Origin of the sequence: Streptomyces sp. NPDC091272, from assembly GCF_044757485.1 — a bacterium.
GTDB lineage: Bacteria > Actinomycetota > Actinomycetes > Streptomycetales > Streptomycetaceae > Streptomyces.
In genome coordinates this window covers 130,196-153,515 of record NZ_JBIVVC010000009.1, presented here as the reverse complement: position 1 = coordinate 153,515, position 23,320 = coordinate 130,196, and the positions used below count along the sequence as shown (strand labels likewise).

Sequence of the window (23,320 nt, the reverse complement as noted above, 5' to 3'; positions counted from 1 at the left end):
AGAGTGCCCACGGCGCCGTACCGAACCGCGCCAGGCCCCGGGAGAGACCCGTGCGTCAGCCCATGAACTTCTTGAACTCGTCCGGGAGCTCGAAGTCCTTGGGGTCCTGACCTGCGGGAAGGTTGAACGCGCCGCCGTTCTGCGCGGCCTGCTCGCGCCGCTCGGCGGCCGCCTGCTCCTCGGCCTTGCGCTTCATCGGGTTGCCGCTCTTGCGCTTGCCCTTGGCCTGCTTGATCTGCTTCTTCTGCCTACCGGGGCCGCCGCCCATCCCGGGCATGCCCGGCATACCGGGCATGCCACCGCCCTGGGCCATCTTCGACATCATCTTGCGGGCGTCGAAGAAGCGCTCCACCAGGTTCTTCACGGCACTGACGTCGACGCCCGAGCCCTTGGCGATGCGGGCGCGGCGCGAGCCGTTGATGATCGTGGGCTCGGCGCGCTCGCCCGGGGTCATCGACTTGATGATGGCCGCGGTGCGGTCCACGTCCTTCTCGTCGATGTTCTGGATCTGGTCCTTGATCTGCCCCATGCCCGGCAGCATGCCGAGCAGCTTGGAGATCGAACCCATCTTCCTGACCTGCTCCATCTGGGCCAGGAAGTCGTCGAGCGTGAAGTCCTTGCCACCCTTGGAGGACTGCAGCTTGGAGGCCATTTTGGCGGCCTCCTCCTGACTGAAGGTCTTCTCCGCCTGCTCGATCAGGGTGAGCAGGTCACCCATGTCGAGGATTCGGGAGGCCATCCGGTCCGGGTGGAACGCGTCGAACTCGTCCAGCTTCTCGCCGTTGGAGGCGAACATGATCTGGCGGCCGGTGACGTGCGCGATGGACAGCGCGGCGCCGCCCCTGGCGTCGCCGTCGAGCTTCGAGAGGACCACGCCGTCGAAGCCGACGCCGTCGCGGAAGGCCTCCGCGGTGTTGACCGCGTCCTGACCGATCATCGCGTCGACGACGAACAGGATCTCGTCCGGGCTGACGGCGTCGCGGATGTCCGCGGCCTGCTGCATCAGCTCCTGGTCGATGCCGAGGCGGCCGGCGGTGTCGACGATGACGACGTCGAACTGCTTGGTCTTCGCGTACTCGATGGAGTCCTTGGCCACCGTGACCGGGTCGCCGACGCCGTTGCCCGGCTGGGGCGCGTAGACGGCCACGCCGGCGCGGTCGGCGACGACGCTGAGCTGGTTGACGGCGTTCGGGCGCTGGAGGTCGCAGGCGACGAGGAGCGGGGAGTGGCCCTGCCCCTTCAGCCAGAGGCCGAGCTTTCCGGCGAGGGTCGTCTTACCGGCGCCCTGGAGGCCCGCGAGCATGATCACCGTCGGGCCGGACTTGGCGAACCGCAGCCGGCGGGTCTCGCCGCCGAGGATGCCGACCAGCTCTTCGTTGACGATCTTGATGATCTGCTGGGCAGGGTTGAGCGCCTTGGAGACCTCGGAGCCGGAGGCGCGCTCCTTGACCTGCTTGATGAAGGCGCGGACGACCGGCAGGGCCACGTCCGCTTCCAGCAGCGCGATACGGATCTCGCGGGCGGTGGCGTCGATGTCCGCCTCGGAGAGCCTGCCTTTTCCGCGGAGGTTTTTGAAAGTCGCGCTGAGGCGGTCGGAGAGGGTATCGAACACGGCGCTCGTTGGTCCTCGGAGTAGGGGGCGGGTGAGTTTGGCACCCAGCGTATCGGGCGCGGGAGTGTGGAGCGCCGGGCAGGTCTGATTCACCCACCGCAGGGCGCGAGGAACCCCACGACGACGGCCGGGAGGCACTCGCGACACGGCGAACGACGCGGCGGCAACCACAGCACACCGCGTGGCGGCAGTTGCGGCATGGAGGCAGCAGTGGCGGCGGCCGTGGCGTGGCCTGCCTCTCAGTCGCCCAGCGCCTTTGCCACCTCCCGGGCGATCTGTGCCGCCTCGTCAGCCCCGAGCGGATCGCCCTTGGCGCCCGTCACGTAGAAGGCGTCGACCGCGCTCGCCCCCAGCGTCGACACGTGTGCGCTCCGTACCCGCACCCCCGTCGCGTCCAGTGCGCGGCCGATCCGGTGCAGCAGGCCGGGCGCGTCCTGGGCGCGTACCTCCAGGACCGTCGCGTGCCGGGACGCCGTCGGGGCGACCGTGACCCGCGGGGGCGGGGCCGGGGCCCTGCGGCGGGACCTCGCCGCGTACGCCTTCTCCCGTTCGGCCAGCCGGGACGCCAGGTCCAGCGAACCGTCCAGCGCCCGTACGAGGTCGGCCCGCAGCCGCGAGGCCTCCGGCAGTTCCCCGTACGCCGCGGCCACCCGCCAGTCCAGCAGCAGCACCGGCGCGGCCCCCTCCAACGGCGGCTCCACCGAACGCACTTCGGCCGTGCGCACGGTCAGCCGGTGCATGGCGAGCACTCCCGCCACCGCGGGCAGCACCCCGGGCTGGTCGGGGACGGCGATCGACAGCTCGACACCGAGGCCCGCGTCCCCCTCCTCCCGCGAGCGCAGTGCCAGCGCGGGACCGCCGGTGCGGTGTGCCTCCACCGCCAGGCGCTCCTGCGCCGCGGTCAGCGCGGCGGGTTCCGGATCAGCAGGCGCCTCGCCCGCCAGCACCGCGCCCACCCGCTTCACCAGGTCGGCCACCAGCGAGGCCCGCCAGGACGACCACGCGGCAGGCCCGGTGGCACGCGCGTCCGCCTCGGTGAGGGCGTGCAGCAGCTCCAGCGTCGACGCCGAGCCGACCGCGTCCGCCACCGACCGCACCGTCGCCGGGTCGTCCAGGTCGCGCCGGGTCGCCGTCTCGACGAGCAGCAGGTGGTGTCGGACCAGCGTCGCGAGCACCGTCACGTCGGCGGCCTCGAAGCCGATCCGGGCCGCCATGTCCCGGGCGATCGTCTCTCCTGCCACCGAGTGGTCGCCCGGCCAGCCCTTGCCGATGTCGTGCAGCAGCGCGGCCACCAGCAGCAGGTCGGGACGGCCCACCCGGCGGGTGAAGCGGGCCGCCTGCACCGCCGCCTCGACGAGGTGGCGGTCCACCGTCCAGGTGTGCACGGGGTTGCGCTGCGGCCTGCACCGCACCCGCTCCCAGTCCGGGAGCAGCCGGGTGACCAGGCCTTCCGCCTCCAGCGCCTCCCACACGGGCACCGCGGGCTCCCCCGCGCCGAGCAGGGTGACCAGTTCCTCGCGGGCCTCGGCCGGCCAGGGCACCGGCAGCTGCGGGCAGACCTTGGCCAGTTGGCGTACGGCGTGCAGGTTGACCGGCAGCCCCGCCTGTGCCGCGGCGGCCGCCGCCCTGAGCGGAAGCACCGCGTCCCGTTCCGGTTTCGCGGTACGGGCGAGGACCGCCTCGCCGTCCTGCTCCACGACCCCGTCGGCGAGCGGCGTCCGGTCGGGCGCGGGCCTGCCGCCGAGGAGGGCCTTGAGCCTGGGCCGCACGGACCGGGACCTGAGCACCCGCTCGACCTCCCGCCAGGTCACGTCACTCGCGTACGACAGCGTGCGGCCCGCCTCGTACACCTTGCGCAGCAGTACGTCCGCGTCGAGCAGGCCGAGGGCTGCGGCGACCTGGTCCTGCTCCTGGAGGGCGAGCCGGTCGGTGGCGCGCCCGGTGGTCAGGTGCAGTGCGTCGCGTACGTCGAGCAGGGTGCGGCGGGCCTCGGTGAGACCCTCGCGGGGGGCGTCGGCGACCCAGGACGCGGCGACGGCACGCAGCGCGGTGGCGTCGCGCAGACCACCGCGTGCCTCCTTGAGGTCGGGCTCCAGGAGGTACTGGAGCTCGCCGGCCCGCTCGGCCCGCTCGGTGCCGAGTTCGCGCAGTTCCGGCAGTCGCTTCACGGCCTGGTTGCGCCAGTCGGCGAGGACGGTGGTGCGCAGGGCGGTGGTGAGCCCGAGGTCACCCGCGACATGGCGGGCGTCCAGCAGGCCGAGGTGCACCTTGAGGTCGTCGGCGGCGACCTTGCGGGCCTCGCCGGGGGTGCGTACCGAGTGGTCCAGGGCGATCCCCAGGTCCCAGACCGGGTACCAGACGCGGTCGGCGAGGGCCGAGACCGCGGCCGACGACGAGCCGTCGTGCAGCAGGAGCAGATCGAGGTCGCTGCGCGGGGAGAGTTCGCCCCGCCCGTAGCCGCCGACCGCGATCAGTGCGGCCGAGCGCACCCCCGACTCGCGTGCGGCGGTGCGGAACAGTTCGCCCACCCACCCGTCGGTGATCCCGGCGAGTGCGGAACGGCGCGGCGGCCCGGACCGCGGCTCCTCCTGGAGGAGCCGCAGCCGGGCCGCCGCGTAGCCGCTGGGTCCCGAGGGGTCGGCTTCTTCGGTCACTTCCACACTCGCCACCAGCAGCTCCCAAGCTTACGAACAGGGTTACAGCGCGTCCGGGCCGCGCTCGCCGGTCCTGACCCGGACCGCCGACTCGACGGGCACGCTCCACACCTTGCCGTCGCCGATCTTCCCGGTGCGGGCGGCCTTCACGACCACGTCGATCAGCTGCTCGGCGTCCTCGTCCTCGACGAGCACCTCGATGCGGATCTTCGGTACGAGGTCGACGGTGTACTCGGCGCCCCGGTAGACCTCGGTGTGCCCGCGCTGACGGCCGTAACCGCTGGCCTCGGTGACGGTCAGACCCTGCACCCCGAAGGCCTGCAGGGCCTCCTTGATCTCGTCGAGCCGGTGCGGCTTGACGACCGCCGTGATCAGCTTCATGCGTCCACCTTCTTGCTCGCTTCTGCGGTCGGACCGGGCAGCGGGCCGGCGCCCGGGGTACGGGGGGAGGCGCCGCCGCCCGCTCCCGTGAAGTCGTAGGCGGTCTCGGCGTGCTCGGTCTGGTCGATGCCGGAGACCTCCACGTCCTCCTCGACCCTCATGCCCATGACCTTGTCGATGACGAAGGCGAGGAGCGCGGAGACGGCCAGGGAGTAGGCGAGTACGGCGAGGACGCCGACGGCCTGCTTGCCCAGCTGTTCGAGGCCGCCGCCGTAGAAGAGGCCCTTGGCGTCGGACTGTACGCCGCCGGTGGCGAAGAACCCGACGAGCAGCGAGCCGAGCACACCGCCGACCAGGTGGACCCCGATCACGTCCAGCGAGTCGTCGTACCCGAAGCGGTACTTGAGCCCGACGGCCATGGCGCACACCACGCCGGCGATGACACCGACGGCGATCGCGCCGAGCGGGGAGACGGAGCCGCCGGCCGGGGTGATGGCGACCAGTCCCGCCACCGCGCCGGAAGCGGCGCCCAGTGTGGTGAACGCGCCGTGCCGGATCTTCTCGTACGCCAGCCAGGCCAGCATCGCCGCCGCCGTCGCCACCTGGGTGTTGACGAACATGACCGCGCCCACGCCGTCGTCGTTGCCCAGCCACGAACCGGCGTTGAAGCCGAACCAGCCGAACCACAGCAGCCCCGCGCCGAGCATCACCAGCGGCAGGCTGTGCGGGCGCATCGGGTCCTTCTTGAAACCGACCCGCCTGCCGATGACCAGGATGACGCCGAGGGCCGCCGCTCCCGCGTTGATGTGGACCGCGGTTCCGCCGGCGAAGTCGATGACGCCCAGTTCGAACAGCCAGCCGCCCGCGCCCCACACCCAGTGCGCGACGGGGAAGTAGACGACGCTCACCCAGAGCACGACGAACAGCGCCCAGGCGGTGAACTTCACCCGGTCCGCGAGCGCACCGCTGATCAGTGCGGGGGTGAGGACGGCGAACATCAGCTGGAAGACGGCGAAGACGTACACGGGGATCGTGTAGCCGTCCCAGAGCTCGGTGAGGCCGATGCCGCTCAGTCCGACGAAGTCCGAGCTCCAGCCGATGACGGAGCCGATGTCGTCCCCGAAGGCGAGGCTGAAACCGAAGAGCACCCACAGGATCGTGACGATCCCGAGGCTGATGAAGCTCATCATCAGCATGTTCAGGGTGGACTTGACGCGGACCATGCCTCCGTAGAAGAAGGCCAGGCCCGGTGTCATCAGCATCACCAGGGCGGAGCAGATGAGCATGAAGCCGGTGTTGGCTGCGGACAGCGTGGGGGCTTCTGCGGCAAGCGTCAACGTCGTGATGCCTGGGGGCATCGGCGTCTCCTCGTCCTCGGGGCGGCCAGTGCGGGGTGGCTGGTTATGGACCCAGAGAGTGGCGGAGCGTGATTTCGGCGAATGCCGCCGGATGTTTCGCCGCAGTGACGATGGCGTCGTGCGTGTTACGCGGAAATGAACGCACGGATCAAGGTTGGCCGGCGCCGGCGTCGGGCGCGGCCCGGCGCGGGGCCGGACACGGGCCGACCGCGACAGCTTCCCCGGTGACCTGGCGTGGGGGAGCCGAGTCGGGCTTCACGGGGCTGCTGTCGCGGCCGGGTCTGTGGGCCGCCCGTACGGCGGCGATGGGGCCTACACCGCTTCGGCGGCTTCGGGCAGCTGGGCCCCCAGCTGGTCGGTGAGGTCGTGGACCTCCGCCACGTCGCCGAACTCGCGGACGGCGCCCTCGACGGTCTTGCGCAGGCGGTTGTTCACCCGTTCGGACCTGACCGTCCCCGCGACGGCCAGGGCGTCCTGGGAGTACTTGACGGCCCGTTCGGGCTCCCTCTTGAGGAGGTGCACGGTGGCCATGCCGATGAGGTTCAGTGCATACGACCGCTGGTGCTCGGTGTCCTTCTCGAAAAGCTGCACCGCGCGCTCCATGACGGGCTCGGCGAGCGAGGCGTAGGTCGGGCTGCGGCCTGCCACATAGGCGAGGTCGCGGTAGGAGTGCGAGTTCTCGCCGTTGAGTTCGGCCTCGGAGAAGAAGCGGATCCAGTCGGGGTCGCACTCGTCGTCGAGCCCGGCGTCGGTGAAGGTGTCCTCGGCCATCCGGACGGCCCGCTTGCACTTGCTGGGCTGGCCCATGTTGGCGTACGCCCTGGCCTCCATCGCGTACAGCATGGCCTGGGTGCGCGAGGTGGCGCAGTCACGGCTGCCGTACTGGGCGAGGTGGACCAGTTCCAGCGCGTCCTCGGGGCGCCCGAGGTGGATCATCTGACGGCTCATGCTGGACAGGACGTACGAGCCGAGGGGCTTGTCGCCCGCTTCCTTGGCGGCGTGCAGGGCGAGCACGAAGTACTTCTGGGCGGTGGGCTGGAGGCCGATGTCGTAACTCATCCAGCCCGCCAGCTCGGCCAGTTCGGCGGCGCACCGGAACAGTCTCTTCGAGGTGGCGGTGGACTGCGGTTCCTGGAGCAGGTCGGTCACCTCGTGCAGCTGGCCGACGACGGCCTTGCGGCGCAGTCCGCCGCCGCACTGGGCATCCCACTGGCGGAACATCATGGTGGTGGATTCGAGGAGCTGCAGCTCGGGTTCGGAGAGTCTGGAGGGCCGGCGGGAGGCGGCGGCGGACTCGGTGGGGCCCGGGTCGCCCACCGAGGACGGAACCAGCCAGCGCTGCATCGGCTCGATGAGGGCGGGTCCCGCGGACAGCGCGAGGGAGGAGCCGAGGAACCCGCGGCGGGCCAGCATCAGGTCGCTGCGGGAGAACTCGCTGAGCAGCGAGACAGTCTGCGGTCCGGCCCAGGGGAGGTCGACCCCGGAGACCGAGGGCGACTGGTGCGCCGCACGCAGGCCGAGGTCCTCGATGGCGACGACGGCCCCGAAGCGCTCGGAGAAGAGCTCGGAGAGGATGCGCGGGATGGGCTCGCGGGGGTTCTCGCCGTCCAGCCAGCGGCGCACCCGGGAGGTGTCGGTGCTGATGTGGTGGGCGCCCATCTGGCGGGCCCTGCGGTTGACCTGCCGGGCCAGCTCGCCCTTGGACCAGCCGCTGCGCGCGAACCACGAACCGAGTTGCTCGTTCGGGCGCTTGCCGGCGTTTCCACCACTAGCGCTGCTGCCGCCCACGGGAACGCCTCCTTCCGTCGCCCGGAGCGGGCCGCTCACCGCGCTCCGACTCATCCTCTGCGTACACACATCCTCCGCCTGAACCCCTCACAGAATGCCGCGAGTTGGGCCTTCTGTCCGCAGAACGCGCCCCCTCGAACAGGAATCCGGCTTGCCTCCGGCATACCCATGAACGCGCGTACCTCCAGGGTTCATGCACTGAAAGTAATCCTACGATCACCCCTCCGGCGAGGGCACTTACAGAAACGCCACCATTCGCCACCCCTGCGAGTGAACTCCCCCACGGGCGGGCGCGATTCACTTGACACAGGACGATCAGGGGCGGGCGGAGCGACGTACACCGGAGCGCGTGCGGCGTTGCGCACCACCCCGGGCGTCCCGGCGCGCCGCCGAAGCCGGACCGGCGGTGCCACGACACATCATCGGCATGACGGAGCGTCAACGCCCCGCTCCATGTCGTAACCACCGGCGAGTTCGACCCGTTGGAGGGGGCATGGGCTTCACGATCGGCGGCATCCGGGACATGCGCTCCGGCACACGGCGGCGCGGCCGTACGACGGAGGGCGCGGCGGTGGCGGAGTACACCGGACTGTGGGGCTGGGACGTGATTCCCGGGGCGCGGGCCGTCGCGGGTGTCTGCTCCTGCGGCGACGCGTCCTGTCCGGCGCCCGGCGCCCATCCGTTCGACTTCGCTCAGGTGGTGCCCGCGGGTGCGACGCTGGACGAGGTCACGGCGGCGTGCGCGCAGTTCCCGGGCGCCGCGGTGCTGCTGCCGGTGGGCAGGTCGTTCGACGTGCTGGAGGTCGCGGAGGCGGCTGGCCGGCGGGCGCTGGTCAGACTGGAGCGGATGGGCATTCCGCTCGGCCCGGTGAGCGTGACGCCGGACGGCCGTACCCACTTCTTCGTGGCGCCGGGCGCGGCGGCGGCGCTCCCCGAGCTGCTCTACCGGATGGGCTGGGACGACGCGGACCTCGACCTGCGGTGCCTGGGTCCCGGCGCCTACGTCACCGCTCCCCCCTCGGACCAGGCGGGCCTGGGCCACGTCCGGTGGCTGCGTCCGCCCTCCCTCGACACGGCGGCCAGGCCCCCGCAGGCACGCCTGCTGCTGGGCACCCTGGCGTACATCTGCCACCGCCATCTGACCTGAGCGCCACGGGCGCCCGGACCACCCGGGCTACGCGGACAGCACGAAGGGCCCCTCGCGCACGTGCGGCGTGCGAGGGGCCCTTCGTCGTAGGAGTGCGTACGGCAGCCGGCGGACGCGGGGCCTCAGTCCCCGAGCAGGGCGTCCACGAAGGCCTCCGGCTCGAACGGCGCCAGGTCGTCCGCGCCCTCGCCCAGGCCCACCAGCTTCACCGGTACGCCCAGTTCCCGCTGGACGGCGATGACGATGCCGCCCTTGGCGGTGCCGTCGAGCTTGGTCAGCACGATGCCGGTGATGTTCACGACCTCCGCGAACACCCGTGCCTGCACCAGGCCGTTCTGCCCGGTGGTGGCGTCCAGGACGAGCAGCACCTCGTCGAGCGGACCGTGCTTCTCGACGACGCGCTTGACCTTGCCGAGCTCGTCCATGAGCCCGGTCTTGGTGTGCAGCCGGCCGGCCGTGTCGATGAGCACGACGTCCGCGCCCTCGGCGATGCCCTCCTTGACCGCGTCGAAGGCGATCGACGCCGGGTCGCCGCCCTCCGGGCCCCGTACCGTACGGGCGCCCACGCGCTCGCCCCAGGTCTGGAGCTGGTCGGCCGCGGCGGCACGGAAGGTGTCGGCCGCACCGAGCACAACCGAGCGGCCGTCGGCGACCAGGACCCGGGCGAGCTTGCCGGTGGTGGTGGTCTTCCCGGTGCCGTTGACACCGACGACCATGACGACGCCGGGGGTTTCGAGGCCGCCCTCGGTCTGCACGGCGCGGTCGAGGTCGGTGCCGATGAGGTTCAGCAGCTCCTCGCGGAGCAGGTGGCGCAGTTCGTCGGGGGTGCGGGTGCCGAGGACCCGGACACGCTCGCGCAGCCGCCCGACGAGCTCCTGGGTCGGGAGCACGCCGACGTCGGCGGTGAGGAGGGTGTCCTCGATCTCCTCCCAGGTGTCCTCGTCGAGGTTGTCGCGCGACAGCAGCGTGAGCAGGCCCTTGCCGAGCGAGTTCTGGGAGCGGGCGAGCCGGGCGCGCAGGCGGACCAGGCGACCCGCGGTGGGCTCGGGGACGTCGAGGGCGGGGGCTTCGGGCACCGGTTCGACGACCGGCTCCTCCACCACGACGGGCGCGTCCGGGAGGTCGACCTCCTCGACGGTGCGGCGCGCCTCGTCCTTCGGCGGAGCGGCGTCCTCACCGACCTGAGGTTCGGCGGGCGGGGCGGTGACGGTCGGCGTGCTCGGCGGCGCGGAGGGCGGCAGCCGCTTCTTCTTGCGGCCGCTGACCACGAGCCCGCTGATCGTGCCGACCGCGACCAGGGCGATGACTGCGATGAGTACGGCAAGAGTGAGGATGTCCATAACCTCATCAGTATCGGCCACCGGACCCGCTCAGGTCCTCTTTGGTGCTTCCTCCAAGGCACATACCCCTTTTCTGGGGCGCAGTCGGGTCAAAGTACGATGGCGGCACGTGTATCAACGCGCGTAGAGTCCACTCCGATCACTCCCCCACCGGCCCGCAACGTCGCGTGCCGAGCGAGAGGCATGGAACCCCCACCCATGAGCACCACCGCCGAACCCACAGCCGCACCGGAGAGCACGGTAGAGACCCGCGGCCTCGAACCGGTCCCCGACAGCGAGCGCAGCGGCCACGTCCGCGAGCTCTTCCCGACCTGGGTCGCCGCCAACATCAGCGTGCTGCTGCTCACCATGGGCGCCGGACTGATCGTGTTCAACGGCCTCAACTTCTGGCAGGTGCTCGTCGTGGCCTTCGCCGCGCCGGTCGTCTCCTACGGCCTGGTCGGCCTGATCTCGATCGCCGGAAAGCGCGGCGGCTCGCCCGGCATGGCGCTCTCGCGGGCGGTTTTCGGCCAGCGCGGCAACCTCTTCCCCGGTTCGCTGATCTGGGTGGCCCGCTGGGGCTGGGAGACGATCAACGCGGTCACCGGTGCGTACGCCGTCCTGACCGTGCTCGACCTGCTCTTCGGCGTGCGGAGCAACACCACCCTGGTGGTCGTCACCCTGCTCCTCTTCGTGGCCTGCACCTTCGTCGTCTCGGGCCTGGGCATCAACGCGCTGCGGGTCTGCCAGAAGTGGTCGACGTACCTCTTCGGCGTCTTCAGCGTGCTGGTCCTGGTCTACCTGATCGCCAACACCGACTGGTCGGCCGTCTTCGCCAAGCCGGCCGGGTCGACGGCGATGCTGATCGCGGGCATCGGCACCATCGCCGCGGGCGGCATCAGCTGGGTGCCCACCGGCCCCGACTTCACCCGCTACCTGCCGCGCAACGCCTCCGCGAAGGGCATGGTCGGCGCCTCGATCGGCGGCGCGGGCATCGTGGTGCTGCCGATGGTCCTGATGGGCGCCGTGATGGCGGTCTCCACCCCGGACCTGGCGAAGGCGCAGGACCCGGTCTCCTTCATCGGTGAGCTGCTGCCGGCCTGGATCTCCGTCCCGTACCTGGTCATCGCGCTGATCGGGATGCTGCTGATCAACTCCATGTCGATGTACTCGGCCGGATTCACCGCACAGACCCTCGGCATCAAGGTGCCGCGCGCCTGGGCGGTCAGCGTCAACGCGATCATCAGCCTGATCTTCGGCTTCCTGCTGATGGTGGTGGCGACCAGCTTCATCGGCTCGTTCATCTCCTTCCTCACGCTGCTCGCGGTGGCCTTCTCGGCCTGGATCGGCGTCTTCGGTGTCGACATGCTCAAGAGGCGCTCGTACGACGGCGAGGCGCTGATGGACACCACGCGCACCAGCGCGTACTGGTACCGCGGCGGCTTCGCCTGGTCCGCGATGATCGCCTGGGGCGTGGCACTGGTGGTCGGCCTGCTGTTCACGAAGGTCGAGTGGTTCACCGGCCCGCTGGCCACCACCTGGCTCGGCGCGAACGGCCTCGGCTGGGTCGTGACGATCGTCGCGGCGGCCGTCCTGTACGCGGTACTGCCGCGCGCACAGGCCCCCGCGGAACGCGCGGAGCACGCCGAAAGCCTGTCCATCTGACGTTGCGTCAGCTAGGGTCCCCCTTCGCCATTCCCACACCCGGCGGAGGGGGACTTCGCGTCATGGCCTTTTCAGTGGTCCGGTTCAACCTGGTCGAGCCCGATGCGACCCCTGCCTCCCTGCGGGCGCGCTACGGCGCCGCCCTGGAGATGGCCGCGTACGCCGACACGCACGGCATCGACACCGTCCAGACGGAGGAGCACCACGGCGCGGCGAACGGCTGGCTGCCATCGCCCTTCGCCTTCGCGGGCGCAGTCTTCGGCGCCACCCGGCGGATCGCCGTCACCGTCTCCGCGATCATCGGCCCGCTGTACGATCCGCTCCGCCTGGCCGAGGACATCGCCGTGCTCGACCTGCTGAGCGGCGGCCGGCTCGTCACGGTCGCCGGGATCGGCTACCGGCCCGAGGAGTACGAGCAGCTGGGCGCGGAGTGGGGCCGGCGCGGCAAGCTCCAGGACGAGCTCCTGGAGACCCTGCTCAAGGCCTGGTCGGGCGAGCCCTTCACGTTCCGCGGCCGGACCGTCCGCATCACCCCGCGCCCGTACACCCAGCCGCACCCGATGCTCCTGGTGGGCGGCAGCTCGAAGGCGGCGGCCCGGCGCGCGGCACGGCTGGGCCTGCCGTTCTTCCCCAGCGCGCACCTGCCGGAGCTGGAGGCGTACTACCAGGAGCAGTGCGAGCTCCACGGCACCGAGGGCTTCTGCATGATGCCGGCCGCCGAGACCCCGCTGCTGCACATCAGCGAGGACCCGGACCGTGCCTGGGCGAAGTACGGCGAACACTTCCTGCACGAGGCGCGGACGTATGCCTCCTGGCAGTCGAAGGACATCCGCTCGGCGGTGCGGTCCGCCGCGGGCACCGTCGAGGAGCTGCGGGCCGAGGGGGTCTACCGGATCCTCACCCCGGAGCAGTGCGCGGAACTGGACGCGCAGAGCCTGGTGCTGCATCCGCTGTGCGGCGGGATGCCGGTGGAGGAGGGCCGCGAGAGTCTGCGGCTGTTCGCGGAAAAGGCGCTGCCCCGGCTCGCCGAGCGAGCCGGGGCGGCGGACGGGGCCGGTTGAGCGGGCCACCCCGGGCCGAGGCTCAGCCTGGGGGCGGGCCGGGCGTCAGCCAGGGGGCGGGCCGGGCGTCAGCCCGGGATGGGCCGAGGCTCAGCCCATCTCCTCCAGCCTCTTGCCCTTGGTCTCCTTCACGAACTTGAGCACGAAGGGGATCGAGAGGGCCGCGAAGACCGTGTAGATGACGTACGTGCCGGAGAGGTTCCAGCTCGACAGGGACGGGAAGCTCGCCGTGATCGCCCAGTTGGCGATCCACTGCGCGGCTGCCGCCACACCGAGGGCCGCGGCGCGGATCCGGTTCGGGAACATCTCACCGAGGAAGACCCAGACCACGACACCCCACGACAGGGCGAAGAAGAGCACGAAGACGTGGGCGGCGATCAGGGCCACCATGCCCTGGGTGTCGGGCAGCTTGCCGCCCACCATGTCGGCCGAGAAGGCCCAGGCCTCGAAGGCGAGGGCGACCGTCATGCCGATGGAGCCGATGAGTGCGAGCGGCTTGCGGCCGATCCGGTCGACGAAGATCATCGCGATCACCGTGCCGATGATGTTGATGATCGACGTGGTGAACGAGTAGAAGAACGAGTCGCTCGGGTCGATACCCACGGACTGCCACAGCGTCGCCGAGTAGTAGAAGGCGACGTTGATGCCGACCAGCTGCTGGAAGACGGAGAGGCCGATGCCGACCCAGACGATCGGCAGGAAGCCGAACTTGCTGCCGAGCAGGTCCTTGAAGGTCGACTTGTGGTCGCTGCGGATGCCGTGCTCGATCTCGGCGACGCGGGCGTCCAGGTCGATGTGCTCCCCCTCGACCTCGGCCAGGATCTTCTTGGCCTTGTCGGTCTTGCCCACGGAGACCAGGAACCGCGGCGACTCGGGGATCACGAAGGACAGCAGACCGTAGATCACGGCGGGGATGACCATCACACCGAGCATGACCTGCCAGGCTTCCAGCCCGCCCAGGACCTTGTGGCGGTCGTTGCCGCCCGCCCAGTTGAGGATGCCCCAGTTGACGAGCTGCGAGATCGCGATGCCGAGGACGATCGCGCCCTGCTGGAACGAGCCGAGGCGACCGCGGTAGGCCGGCGGGGCGACCTCCGCGATGTAGGCCGGGCCGATCACCGACGCCATGCCGATCGCGATGCCGCCGAGGAAGCGCCACATGGTGAGGTCCCACAGCGCGAAGGGCAGTGCGGAACCCACGGCGCTGATGGTGAACAGCACGGCGGCGATCTGCATGACCCGGATGCGGCCGATCCGGTCGGCGATCCGTCCGGCGGTCGCGGCGCCCACGGCGCAGCCGATCAGCGCGACGGCGATGACCTGTCCGAGCGCCCCGGCGCCGATCGCGTACTTGTCGCCGATCGCCTTGGTGGCGCCGTTGATCACCGAGCTGTCGTAGCCGAAGAGGAATCCGCCCATCGCGGCCGCGGCCGTGATGAAGATGACATGGCCGAGGTGGTCCGGAGCGGCCTGCTGGCCTCCGGATGACGACGGTGTCGCTGTGCTGGTCACGTGAACTCCTGGACCCGGCCGCGTTGCCGGGCATGTCCGTGGGGGGCAGGCACTCAAGTGGACTTCCAGTGGGGCACAACTACGGGTTGCTCACCACTTGAAGTTTCTTGTAGCCAGATGTTTCTACTTGAATCCAAAAGGATCGGGAGAGATCGTAAGCCTTCACCTTTTGAAGACAGCAGTGGGGCACCCCCGAGAGTGTCCGGTGGCACATAAACGGGACGAAAGGCCCGGAAGTGAAGGTCAGCGGAGACGCTGGCTGATCACCTTGGACACGCCGTCGCCCTGCATGGACACGCCGTAGAGGGCATCCGCCACCTCCATCGTGCGTTTCTGATGCGTGATCACGATCAGCTGGGAACTCTCCTGGAGTTCCTTCATGATCCGAATCAAACGCTGAAGATTGGTGTCATCCAGAGCTGCCTCCACCTCGTCCATCACATAGAAGGGACTGGGGCGCGCCTTGAAGATCGAGACCAGCAGCGCCACCGCGGTGAGTGAACGCTCACCGCCGGAGAGCAGCGAGAGCCGCTTGACCTTCTTGCCCGGCGGACGCGCTTCCACATCGACCCCCGTGGTCAGCATGTGCTCGGGGTCGGTCAGGATCAGCCGCCCCTCGCCCCCGGGGAACAGCCGGGCGAAGACGCCCTCGAACTCGCGCGCCGTGTCCCGGTAGGCCTCGGTGAACACCTGCTCCACCCGCTCGTCGACCTCCCTGACCACCTGCATCAGGTCGGTCCTGGTCCGCCTCAGGTCCTCCAGCTGCTCGGAGAGGAACTGATGGCGCTCCTCCAGCGCCGCGAACTCCTCAAGAGCGAGCGGATTCACCTTTCCGAGCTGCTGATACGCCCGTTCGGCCGCCCTCAGCCGTTTCTCCTGCTCGACGCGCACGAAAGGCCTGGGCAGGTTGCGGGGGTCCTGCGGGTCGTCCGGCAGTTCCTCCCCGTCGGCGGGCGGCGACGGGGGCACCGGCAGCCGGGGCCCGTACTCCGTCACCAACGACGCCGGTTCCACGCCCAACTCCTCCAGGGCCCTGCCCTCCAGCTGCTCGATGCGCAGCCTCTTCTCCGCTCCTAGTACCTCGCCCCGGTGAACCGAATCGGTCAGCTTGTCGAGTTCCTGCTTCAGCTCCCGGCCCCTGGCGCGCCCGGCGGTCAGCTCCCGCTCCCGCTCGGCCTTCGCCGCCTCCGCCACGGACCGCTCCTCCCCGGCCCGTACGAGAGAGACCTCCGCGTGCGCGAGCAGCTGCCGGGCACCCTCGGCGACGGCCGCCGCGACCTGCGCCTCGTGCCGCATCCGGGCCCGCCGCTGCTCGGCCCTCGCCCGTGCCTCGCGCTCGGCGCGGGCGCCCCGGTCCAGCGATTCGGCCCGTCCCGCCAGCGCCTTGACCCGCTCCTCGTGGGTACGGGCCTGGAGTCTGGCCTCCATCTCGGTCTGCCGGGCGTTCGCCCCGTCCGCCGCCAGCCGGTCCCTCCTCGCGGTGTCGGGCTCCTCCTCCACCGGGGTCTCCTCGGCGACCGCGAGCCGTTCCGCCAGCACCTCGGCCTCCTCGGTGGCCCGCTCCAGCGCCTCCTGCGCCTTCGCCGCCGCGGCGGCCGACCGCTCGGCCTCCCCGGCCGCACCACGTGCCTGCCCGGCGAGCCGCCCGAGCTGCTGCGCCACCGCGGACCGCTCCCGGTCCCCGGCCCGCCGCGTCTCCCCCACCTCCTCCACCAGTGCGGCACACTGGTCCTTCCGCCCGCCCGCCTCGCGCTGCGCCCCGGCCAGCTCCGCACAGCGCACGGCCAGTTCGGCGAGTTCCGCGTCCGCCTCGTCCACGGACGCCTGCACCTCAAGGAGGCTCGGTGCCCCGGCCGAACCGCCCTGCGCGAAGTGCACCCCCAGCACGTCGCCCTCGGAGGTCACCGCGGTCAGCGCCGGGTGCGCGCGGATCAGGTCCTCCGCGTCCTCCAGCGTGTTCACCAGGACGATGTCGCGCAGCAGCCTGCGCACGGCCGGCATCAGGTCGTCGGGACCCCTGACGAATTCCACGGCGTACGGGGCGGGCGCCTGTGCTCGCGCCTCCCCTGCCACGTGTGCCACGTGCGCCTCGCCGGCCGCGCCCGCCCCTGCCACCGGACCGCCCTCGCCCGCCAGGCCAGCGGCACCGGCCGACAGCAGTGCCGCCCGGCCCGCGTCCTCCTTGCGCAGCAGCCTGAGCGCCTCGGCGGCGGACGCGGGGCCGGTCACCGCCACTGCGTCGGCCGCGGCGCCGAGGGCTGCCGCGACCTGCACCTCGTAACCAGGGGTGACCGTCAGGAGTTCGGCGGCAGGTCCGAGCAGTCCGCAGAGCCGCTCCCCCGCGCCCAGCAGCGCGCCCGTTCCGTCCTTGCGGCGCAGCCCGAGCGCGAGGGCCTCGCGCCGGGCGGAGGTCGCCGCGCGCCCCCGCTCGGCGGCGGTCAGCTCCTCGCGGACGGCGGTCACCTCCCGCTCGGCGTCCGCCAGAGCGCGCTTCGCCTGCTCGTGCCGCGCGGCCAGTTCCTCGTCGCCCGCGTCCAGCCCGTCGACCTCGGACTTGAGCTGCTCGTACTCCTCCTGGGCCGCGGCGGCACGGTCCTGCGCCGCGTCCCGGGACTCGGCGAGCCTGTCGATCTCGGCCTGCGCCGAGCCGGCCCTGCTGCGGGCCGCGTTGACCTGCCCGGTCAGCCGGGCGAGCCCTTCGCGGCGGTCGGCGATCGCCCGCGCCAGGTCCTTGAGGCGGCGTTCCTCGCCGGCCAGGTCCCGTTCCAGCTCCGCACGGTGCTCGACGGTGTTCTCCAGCGCGTGCCGCGCGGCTTCGAGCGCCGCCGCCAGCTCGGCCTCCTGCTCCCGGATCCGGGCGGCCTCCCGCTCCATGTCCTCGGGATCACGGCCGCGCCGCTCCTCCTCGGGAGCCGCTTCGGCGCTGGTCACGCGGGCGTCGGCGAGCGAAATGGTGCCGCGTACCCGCTCGGCGAACTGCGACAGCTCGTACCAGCTCTGCTGCGCCCGCAGGAGCCTCGGCGCGAGCCGCCGTACCTCCTCCTCCAGCTCGGCCTCGCGCTGGAGGGCCGCCTTGAGCTGCGCCTCGGCGGCCTCCTTGCGCTGCTTCAGCGCGGCCTCGTCGGCGATCTCCGCGCCGAGCGCCTCCTGCAGGGTGACGAGATCGTCGGCGAGCAGCCGCAGGCGTACGTCACGGAGGTCGGCCTGGATGACGGCGGCGCGCCGGGCCACCGCGGCCTGCCGTCCCAACGGCTTGAGCTGGCGCCGGAGTTCACCGGTCAGGTCCTCCACACGCGCCAGGTTGGCCTTCATCGACTCCAGTTTCCGCAGCGCCTTTTCCTTGCGCTTGCGGTGCTTGAGCACTCCCGCCGCCTCCTCGATGAAGGCGCGGCGGCCCATCGGATCGGCGTGCAGAACGGAATCGAGCTGTCCCTGCCCGACGATCACGTGCATTTCCCGGCCGATGCCGGAGTCGGAGAGGAGGTCCTGGATGTCGAGCAGCCGGCAGGTGTCACCGTTGATCTGGTATTCGCTGCCGCCGTTGCGGAACATGATCCGCGTAAGGGTGACCTCGGCGTATTCGATGGGCAGCGCACCGTCGGAATTGTCGATGGTGAGCGACACCTCGGCCCGGCCGAGCGCGGGGCGCCCGGTCGTGCCGGCGAAGATGACGTCCTCCATCTTGCCGCCGCGCAGCGTCTTGGCGCCCTGCTCGCCCATGACCCAGGAGAGCGCGTCCACCACATTGGACTTGCCCGAACCGTTGGGCCCCACGACACAGGTGATGCCCGGCTCGAAGCGGAGCGTCGTGGCGGACGCGAATGACTTGAAACCTCGGAGGGTCATGGCCTTGAGATGCACGCGGCCGGACTCTACCGGGCCGGCCTGCCCCCGGCCCGGAATCGCCGGGCCGACGCGGTTTCACCAATGAATGTGCAGGGCACATCAGACCTTGAGAAACAGGTCATCAGACCCTGGGAGGCAGGGCCGGAAAGTAAAGAAGGGACGCCGAAACGTCCCTTGCGGATCCCGAGGACCGGCACAGGTGTAATTCTGAACCTGCACCGGAGACAACTGGATCAGGTGAGCGCGGGCTCCGCGCGCGGGACGTCGATGTCGAAGTCCTCGTCGAGCAGAGAAGAGTCTCCGCGGTGCTGAGCGGCGGCGGTGAGCGTGTCGTTCTCGTTCTGAATCCGGTTCAGTTCGGACTCAAGATCCTGAACACGCTGCTGAAGCCGTCGCATCTCGGCGAGGAGTCGCGGGTCGGAGCCGCCGACGTAACCGAGAAGCGCCTTTGCCATGATGAGTGGTCCTCCACACTGAGTGACCGACCGAGAGCGGTGTGGGTCGTGAGGGAATCGCACCCGCGGTGCTTGGCAGTGCTGTTGTTTCACTGCGGTTCTCGCTGCCAAACAGCTAAGGTGCGCGGGGATTCCAGAGTCTCACCAAAAAGTTTGACGGTCAACACGATCACACCCCGTATCGACGGGCGTCCCGGGGGCGTACTGCCGTCCTGCGACGAGCGCTGGCGTCGGCGACGCGTCTCCTGCGGGGCCCTGGGGGCGTAGAGATCATCCTCGTACGGGCAGCCTTCCACGGCAAGCCCCTTTCGGCAACCACCAGGGCGTTTCTGCCGAACGCACGTGCCCGGGCCCCCCTTCCGCAGGCCGCTGCGAGCCGGCGCGGGAGGCCGCGAGGAGGGTCGCGGGCGCGGTCGCTCAGCGGATGGCGAAGCCGGTGTAGCCCCCACGAGGTGTGCCCCAGATCTCAGTGACACCGTCGACGCGGCCGGGAGTGTCGGCGGAGTGCAGCCAGTCGAGCAGCCGGTGGCAATTCTCACGCGGCCCTTCGGCCACCACCTGCACCCGCCCGTCGTCCAGGTTGAGGGCGAAGCCCGAGAGGCCGCCGATCTCCAACGCGTTTGCCCTGGTGAACCATCGGAAGCCCACTCCCTGTACTCGGCCGCGTACCCAGGCGGTGAGCCGCACGTCCGCCCGCGCATCTTCGTTCATGCCTGCACGCTAACCGGCCAAATGCTCACGAGACACTTCGCCCCCACCCGTCATGCCGTACAGTCCCGACCCAATGAGCCTCATCCATATGGGTGAAGACATTGACCGTTGAGTTTCGAGGAAGGCACAGCAGATGGGACGCCATCGACGCACTGCCGCCGGGCCCGCCACAGAGGACGTCTCGGAGGCCCAGGCAGGCGGTAACCGGGACGCGGGCCGCCGGAAGAAGCGGGCCGTGCCCGTGCGGAGCGGACTGCTCGGAGTCTCGGCCGCCGTGGCGTTCGGTGCCGTGGCGGTTGCTTCCGGAATCCTCCCCGGCGGTGACAACTACACCTTCGGCGGTGGCGGCAACGGCTCCGGCGACCGGGTGACCGCGGGCGGCGCGGTGGACCTCAAGGCCCAGGGCGGCGCCTCGGCGAGCCCCACCGACCGCGCGTCGGCGCCGGCCTCCGCCCGCAGCGAGGAGCGTGCCGCGGGGCCGTCGAAGACTCCCGCGCCGACCCGTTCCACACCGGCGGCCAAGGACCGGAAGCCCGTCGCGAATTCGCAGAAGCCAACGGTCGACGAGGTGAAGAAGTCGCCCGCCCAGGCTGCCAGGCCGCCGGCCCCGAAGCGGACCGTCACCCCGCCCCCCGCCAAGGCGCCGAGCACGAACCGTCCGCTGAAGGCCCCCGCCTCGGCGAACGACGCCGCAGCCGCCGTGCTCTCCCTGGTCAACCAGGAGCGGGCGCGGGCCGGTTGCAGCCCGGTCCGCCCGGACACCGGACTGGCGACGCTGGCGGCGAACTTCAGCCGTGACATGGCGTCCCGTGACTTCTTCGACCACACCGACCCGGACGGCGCGTCCCCTTGGGACCGCGCCGCGAAGGCGGGCATCAAGGACCTCGGCGGCGAGAACATCGCCCGCGGCCAGGCCGACGCCCAGGCGGTGATGGACGCCTGGATGAAGAGCGAGGGCCACCGCGCCAACATCCTGAACTGCGACTACACCACCCTGGGTGTCGGTGTGCACATGGGCGACGGCGGCCCGTGGTGGACGCAGGACTTCGGCTTCTGAGCCCCGCGCACCTCCCCCCCCACGACCCCGCGCACCTCACCCCACGATGCGCGGCGGTCGCTGGCAGCGCGGGCAGAAGTAGCTGGACCGGTTCATCCACGGGCGGCGCCGCATCGGGGTGCCGCACCGTCCGCACGGCAGGCCCTCGCGCCCGTACGCGTCCAGCGACCGGTCGAAGTATCCCGATTCGCCGTTCACGTTGACGTACAGGCTGTCGAAGCTGGTGCCGCCGACGGCGAGCGCCGCGTTCATCACGTCCCGTACATGGCCGAGGAGCTCGGTGGACCGCGGCCGGGTCAGGGTCGCCGTCGGCCGGTCGTAGTGCAGTCGCGAACGCCACAGGGCCTCGTCGGCGTAGATGTTGCCGACCCCACTGATCAGTGACTGGTCCAGCAGCGCCCGCTTGATCGTCGTACGCCGCAGCCGCAGTGCCGTGTGGAACGCCCCGTCGTCGAACGCCTCGTCCAGCGGGTCGCGCGCGATGTGCGCGATGACGTCCGGCAGGCCGTCCGGGGTGGTGTCGTGCAGCGAGAGACCGCCGAAGGTCCGCTGGTCGACGAAGCGCAGCTCCGTGCCGAGGTCGTCCTCGAAGCGCAGCCTGACCCGCAGATGCTTCTCGTCCGGGGCCGCCTGCGGCTGCACGAGGAGCTGCCCGCTCATCCCGAGGTGGCCGAGCACCGCCAGGGGCGCGTCCGAAAGAGGCAGCCACAGGTACTTGCCGCGCCTGCGGGCCGTCCCGACGCGGTGCCCCCGCAGCCGCTCGGCGAAGTCGACGCCGCCGGCGAGGTGGCGGCGCACCGCGCGCGGGTGCAGCACCTCGACCTCGGCCACGGTGCGGCCGGCGACCCACCGCTCCAGTCCACGGCGTACGACTTCCACTTCCGGCAGCTCGGGCACGACGGCGCTCCTGTCATGTGTTCGGGTACGCGTCCGGCCCCGGCGCCACCCCCTGCGGGGCGGCTCCGGGGCCGGACGTACAACTACGGATTCAGGCGACCGGCGACGAGTGACTGTCGTCCGGTGCCGGGGCCGGCGACCCAGGGGCCTCCGGTTCCGGAGCCGGCGACCCAGGGGCCTCCGGTTCCGGGGCCGGGGTCCCGGAGGCCGGGGCCTCCTGGACCGGAGCCTGGGCCGCGGCCTTCGCCGCCGCCTCACGCTCCGCCGCAGCCGCGCTGATCGCGCGCCATGCGGACTCGGCCGCCTGCTGTTCCGCTTCCTTCTTGCTGCGGCCGGTGCCGGTGCCGTACGAGACACCACCGACGCGGGCGGCAGCAGTGAAGGTCTTCTCGTGGTCCGGGCCCGTCTCCGTGACCAGGTACTCGGGAACACCGAGCCCCTCGGCCGCGGTGAGCTCCTGGAGACTGGTCTTCCAGTCCAGGCCGGCGCCGAGGCCGGACGACCTCTCGATCAGTGGATCGAAGAGCCGGTGGACCAGCTCGGAAGCCGCGTCGAGACCTTGGTCGAGATAGACCGCACCGATCACCGCTTCCAGGGTGTCGGCGAGGATGGATGCCTTGTCCCTGCCTCCCGTGCCCTCTTCGCCCCGGCCGAGCCGGATGAAGGAGCCGAGTTCGAGGCCGCGGCCCACTTCCGCCAGCGCACGAGAATTGACCACCGCGGCCCGGAGTTTGGCCAGCTGGCCCTCCGGGAGATCGGGGTGGGTGCGGTACAGCGTGTCCGTGACGACGAGGCCGAGCACGGAGTCCCCGAGGAACTCCAGACGCTCGTTCGTCGGCAGGCCGCCGTTCTCGTACGCGTACGAACGATGGGTCAGCGCACGCACCAGAAGGGCGGACTCGAGGTGATACCCGAGCCGCCCTTCCAGAAGCGTGTGAGACGAGGCATTGTCCGTCTTGTGTGACTCAGACATGGTGCCTCTCACCAGCCGCTCAGACCTCGAGGACCTGGCGCTTGTTGTACGTGCCACAGCTCGGGCACGCAATGTGCTGGAGCTTCGGCTCCTGGCAGCGCTCGCACGACACCAGGGTGGGGACCGCAGCCTTCCACTGCGACCGGCGGTGGCGCGTGTTGCTGCGCGACATCTTCCGCTTCGGAACAGCCACGGCTACTTCTCCTGCTTCTCGTCGACGCCGGTTTCAGCGTCGTCCACGTTGTCCTTCTCGTCGACCTGGCCGGTCTCGACGAGTCCCTGCAGCGCCGCCCAACGGATGTCGACGGCGTCATGGTGGTGGTCGGGGTTCTCGTCCAGCCTGATTCCACATGTGGAACACAGGCCGGCGCAGTCCTCCCGGCACACCGGCTGCATCGGCAGTGCGAGCACTACCGCGTCACGCAGCACGGGTTCGAGGTCGAACAAGCCGTCCTCAAGGAAGAGCGTGTCCTCGTCGTCCTCGGCGTCGTCGCCCGGTTCCGCTTTTGCACGGCCCCGGTCGTCGGCGTCAGGGTACGAGAACATCTCCTGGAAGTCCGCCGCGACCTTCAGTCGCACCGGCTCCAGACACCTTACGCACTCCCCCTCGGCCGTCGCACGGACGGTGCCTGTGACAAGCACCCCTTCCATGACGGATTCGAGGCGGAGCCTGATCTCCAAGGGCGCACCTTCCGGTACGCCGATGACCCCTTCGACACCGAAGTCCTTGGGGGTCTCCGCGGAGCGGGTCAGCCGCTGGAGCGCACCGGGACGCCGGCCCAGCTCGTGTGTGTCGAACACGAGGGGGTTGCGGTGGTCGAGGCGTGCGTTCAGGGGATTTCCTGCCTTCGGATTGCTGTGGAGGGCTGCCGTGGCGTCGCAGC

The 23,320-nt window shown here is 70.8% G+C and carries 18 protein-coding genes; 4 read left to right on the top strand and 14 right to left on the bottom strand.

Translation table 11 applies throughout. The annotated features are described in order from the left end of the window. Window positions 1-55: 55 nt before the first annotated feature. The 5 genes from ffh to ACIQM4_RS24460 all read right to left on the bottom strand — a co-directional run bounded on the left by ffh (window position 56) and on the right by ACIQM4_RS24460 (window position 7,793). Window positions 56-1,612, bottom strand: coding sequence for a signal recognition particle protein (gene ffh, locus ACIQM4_RS24480; RefSeq protein WP_401595350.1), 1,557 nt, complete (start codon window positions 1,610-1,612; stop codon window positions 56-58). Between the two features lie 239 nt (window positions 1,613-1,851). Continuing rightward, window positions 1,852-4,281, bottom strand: a complete 2,430-nt coding sequence (locus tag ACIQM4_RS24475; protein ID WP_401595347.1) for a [protein-PII] uridylyltransferase — start codon at window positions 4,279-4,281, stop codon at window positions 1,852-1,854. Window positions 4,282-4,308: 27 nt separating this feature from the next. Beyond that, the gene (locus tag ACIQM4_RS24470; protein ID WP_401595345.1) at window positions 4,309-4,647 is read right to left on the bottom strand and encodes a P-II family nitrogen regulator; all 339 of its coding nucleotides are present in this window, start codon (window positions 4,645-4,647) and stop codon (window positions 4,309-4,311) included. Beyond that, window positions 4,644-6,005: an ammonium transporter gene (locus ACIQM4_RS24465; protein WP_401595342.1), complete on the bottom strand. Its 1,362-nt coding sequence runs from the start codon at window positions 6,003-6,005 to the stop codon at window positions 4,644-4,646. The genes ACIQM4_RS24470 and ACIQM4_RS24465 overlap by 4 nt, the downstream gene beginning before the upstream one ends. 312 nt (window positions 6,006-6,317) lie before the next feature. Further along, window positions 6,318-7,793: a hypothetical protein gene (locus tag ACIQM4_RS24460; RefSeq protein WP_401595339.1), complete on the bottom strand. Its 1,476-nt coding sequence runs from the start codon at window positions 7,791-7,793 to the stop codon at window positions 6,318-6,320. A gap of 493 nt (window positions 7,794-8,286) precedes the next feature. On the opposite strand from ACIQM4_RS24460, the gene ACIQM4_RS24455 reads away from it, so the two are divergent. After that, window positions 8,287-8,940: a bifunctional DNA primase/polymerase gene (locus ACIQM4_RS24455; RefSeq protein WP_401595337.1), complete on the top strand. Its 654-nt coding sequence runs from the start codon at window positions 8,287-8,289 to the stop codon at window positions 8,938-8,940. Window positions 8,941-9,062: 122 nt separating this feature from the next. On the opposite strand, the gene ftsY is transcribed toward ACIQM4_RS24455, so the two are convergent. Then, a complete protein-coding gene (ftsY, locus tag ACIQM4_RS24450; protein WP_401595335.1) occupies window positions 9,063-10,280 on the bottom strand; it encodes a signal recognition particle-docking protein FtsY in 1,218 nt (405 codons plus the stop codon). 198 nt (window positions 10,281-10,478) lie between these two features. On the opposite strand from ftsY, the gene ACIQM4_RS24445 reads away from it, so the two are divergent. Together ACIQM4_RS24445 and ACIQM4_RS24440 are read left to right on the top strand one after the other, a co-directional pair. Beyond that, on the top strand, window positions 10,479-11,924 hold the full coding sequence (locus ACIQM4_RS24445) for a cytosine permease (RefSeq protein WP_401595332.1): 1,446 nt from the start codon (window positions 10,479-10,481) through the stop codon (window positions 11,922-11,924). 62 nt (window positions 11,925-11,986) lie between these two features. Further along, window positions 11,987-12,985, top strand: coding sequence for an LLM class flavin-dependent oxidoreductase (locus tag ACIQM4_RS24440; protein ID WP_401595329.1), 999 nt, complete (start codon window positions 11,987-11,989; stop codon window positions 12,983-12,985). 90 nt (window positions 12,986-13,075) lie between these two features. On the opposite strand, the gene ACIQM4_RS24435 is transcribed toward ACIQM4_RS24440, so the two are convergent. From ACIQM4_RS24435 to ACIQM4_RS24420, 4 genes are all read right to left on the bottom strand, one after another. Further along, window positions 13,076-14,497 (bottom strand): sugar porter family MFS transporter, encoded by a 1,422-nt coding sequence (locus tag ACIQM4_RS24435; RefSeq protein WP_401595327.1) that lies wholly within the window; start codon window positions 14,495-14,497, stop codon window positions 13,076-13,078. Between the two features lie 243 nt (window positions 14,498-14,740). Then, the gene (gene smc, locus ACIQM4_RS24430) at window positions 14,741-18,358 is read right to left on the bottom strand and encodes a chromosome segregation protein SMC (RefSeq protein ID WP_401595325.1); all 3,618 of its coding nucleotides are present in this window, start codon (window positions 18,356-18,358) and stop codon (window positions 14,741-14,743) included. A 218-nt stretch (window positions 18,359-18,576) separates the two neighbouring features. Further along, window positions 18,577-18,798: a hypothetical protein gene (locus ACIQM4_RS24425; protein ID WP_266658765.1), complete on the bottom strand. Its 222-nt coding sequence runs from the start codon at window positions 18,796-18,798 to the stop codon at window positions 18,577-18,579. Window positions 18,799-19,215: 417 nt separating this feature from the next. Next, a complete protein-coding gene (locus tag ACIQM4_RS24420) occupies window positions 19,216-19,509 on the bottom strand; it encodes an acylphosphatase (protein ID WP_401595322.1) in 294 nt (97 codons plus the stop codon). A 133-nt stretch (window positions 19,510-19,642) separates the two neighbouring features. On the opposite strand from ACIQM4_RS24420, the gene ACIQM4_RS24415 reads away from it, so the two are divergent. Beyond that, window positions 19,643-20,566 (top strand): CAP domain-containing protein, encoded by a 924-nt coding sequence (locus ACIQM4_RS24415; protein WP_401595320.1) that lies wholly within the window; start codon window positions 19,643-19,645, stop codon window positions 20,564-20,566. Between the two features lie 36 nt (window positions 20,567-20,602). Here ACIQM4_RS24415 and mutM read toward each other — a convergent pair whose 3' ends face one another. From mutM to ACIQM4_RS24395, 4 genes are all read right to left on the bottom strand, one after another. Then, the gene (gene mutM / locus ACIQM4_RS24410) at window positions 20,603-21,463 is read right to left on the bottom strand and encodes a bifunctional DNA-formamidopyrimidine glycosylase/DNA-(apurinic or apyrimidinic site) lyase (protein ID WP_401595318.1); all 861 of its coding nucleotides are present in this window, start codon (window positions 21,461-21,463) and stop codon (window positions 20,603-20,605) included. 91 nt (window positions 21,464-21,554) lie between these two features. Continuing rightward, complete coding sequence (rnc, locus tag ACIQM4_RS24405; RefSeq protein WP_401595316.1) at window positions 21,555-22,436, bottom strand: ribonuclease III; 882 nt, start codon at window positions 22,434-22,436, stop codon at window positions 21,555-21,557. A gap of 19 nt (window positions 22,437-22,455) precedes the next feature. Next, window positions 22,456-22,629 carry a 50S ribosomal protein L32 gene (rpmF, locus tag ACIQM4_RS24400; RefSeq protein ID WP_003965982.1) on the bottom strand — a complete coding sequence of 58 codons (174 nt, stop codon included), beginning with the start codon at window positions 22,627-22,629 and terminating at the stop codon, window positions 22,456-22,458. Between the two features lie 2 nt (window positions 22,630-22,631). Then, a complete protein-coding gene (locus ACIQM4_RS24395; RefSeq protein WP_401595669.1) occupies window positions 22,632-23,270 on the bottom strand; it encodes a YceD family protein in 639 nt (212 codons plus the stop codon). Between the last annotated feature and the right edge of the window lie 50 nt (window positions 23,271-23,320).

What these genes read in the sequence shown, in the direction of transcription:
- ACIQM4_RS24420 (WP_401595322.1), bottom strand. Translation starts at nt 19,509, where the DNA reads ATGAACGAAGATGCGCGGGCGGACGTGCGGCTCACCGCCTGGGTACGC.
- ACIQM4_RS24415 (WP_401595320.1), top strand. Translation starts at nt 19,643, where the DNA reads ATGGGACGCCATCGACGCACTGCCGCCGGGCCCGCCACAGAGGACGTC.
- ACIQM4_RS24425 (WP_266658765.1), bottom strand. Translation starts at nt 18,798, where the DNA reads ATGGCAAAGGCGCTTCTCGGTTACGTCGGCGGCTCCGACCCGCGACTC.
- ftsY (WP_401595335.1), bottom strand. Translation starts at nt 10,280, where the DNA reads ATGGACATCCTCACTCTTGCCGTACTCATCGCAGTCATCGCCCTGGTC.
- ACIQM4_RS24455 (WP_401595337.1), top strand. Translation starts at nt 8,287, where the DNA reads ATGGGCTTCACGATCGGCGGCATCCGGGACATGCGCTCCGGCACACGG.
- ACIQM4_RS24465 (WP_401595342.1), bottom strand. Translation starts at nt 6,005, where the DNA reads ATGCCCCCAGGCATCACGACGTTGACGCTTGCCGCAGAAGCCCCCACG.
- rnc (WP_401595316.1), bottom strand. Translation starts at nt 22,436, where the DNA reads ATGTCTGAGTCACACAAGACGGACAATGCCTCGTCTCACACGCTTCTG.
- ACIQM4_RS24445 (WP_401595332.1), top strand. Translation starts at nt 10,479, where the DNA reads ATGAGCACCACCGCCGAACCCACAGCCGCACCGGAGAGCACGGTAGAG.
- ACIQM4_RS24470 (WP_401595345.1), bottom strand. Translation starts at nt 4,647, where the DNA reads ATGAAGCTGATCACGGCGGTCGTCAAGCCGCACCGGCTCGACGAGATC.
- ACIQM4_RS24440 (WP_401595329.1), top strand. Translation starts at nt 11,987, where the DNA reads ATGGCCTTTTCAGTGGTCCGGTTCAACCTGGTCGAGCCCGATGCGACC.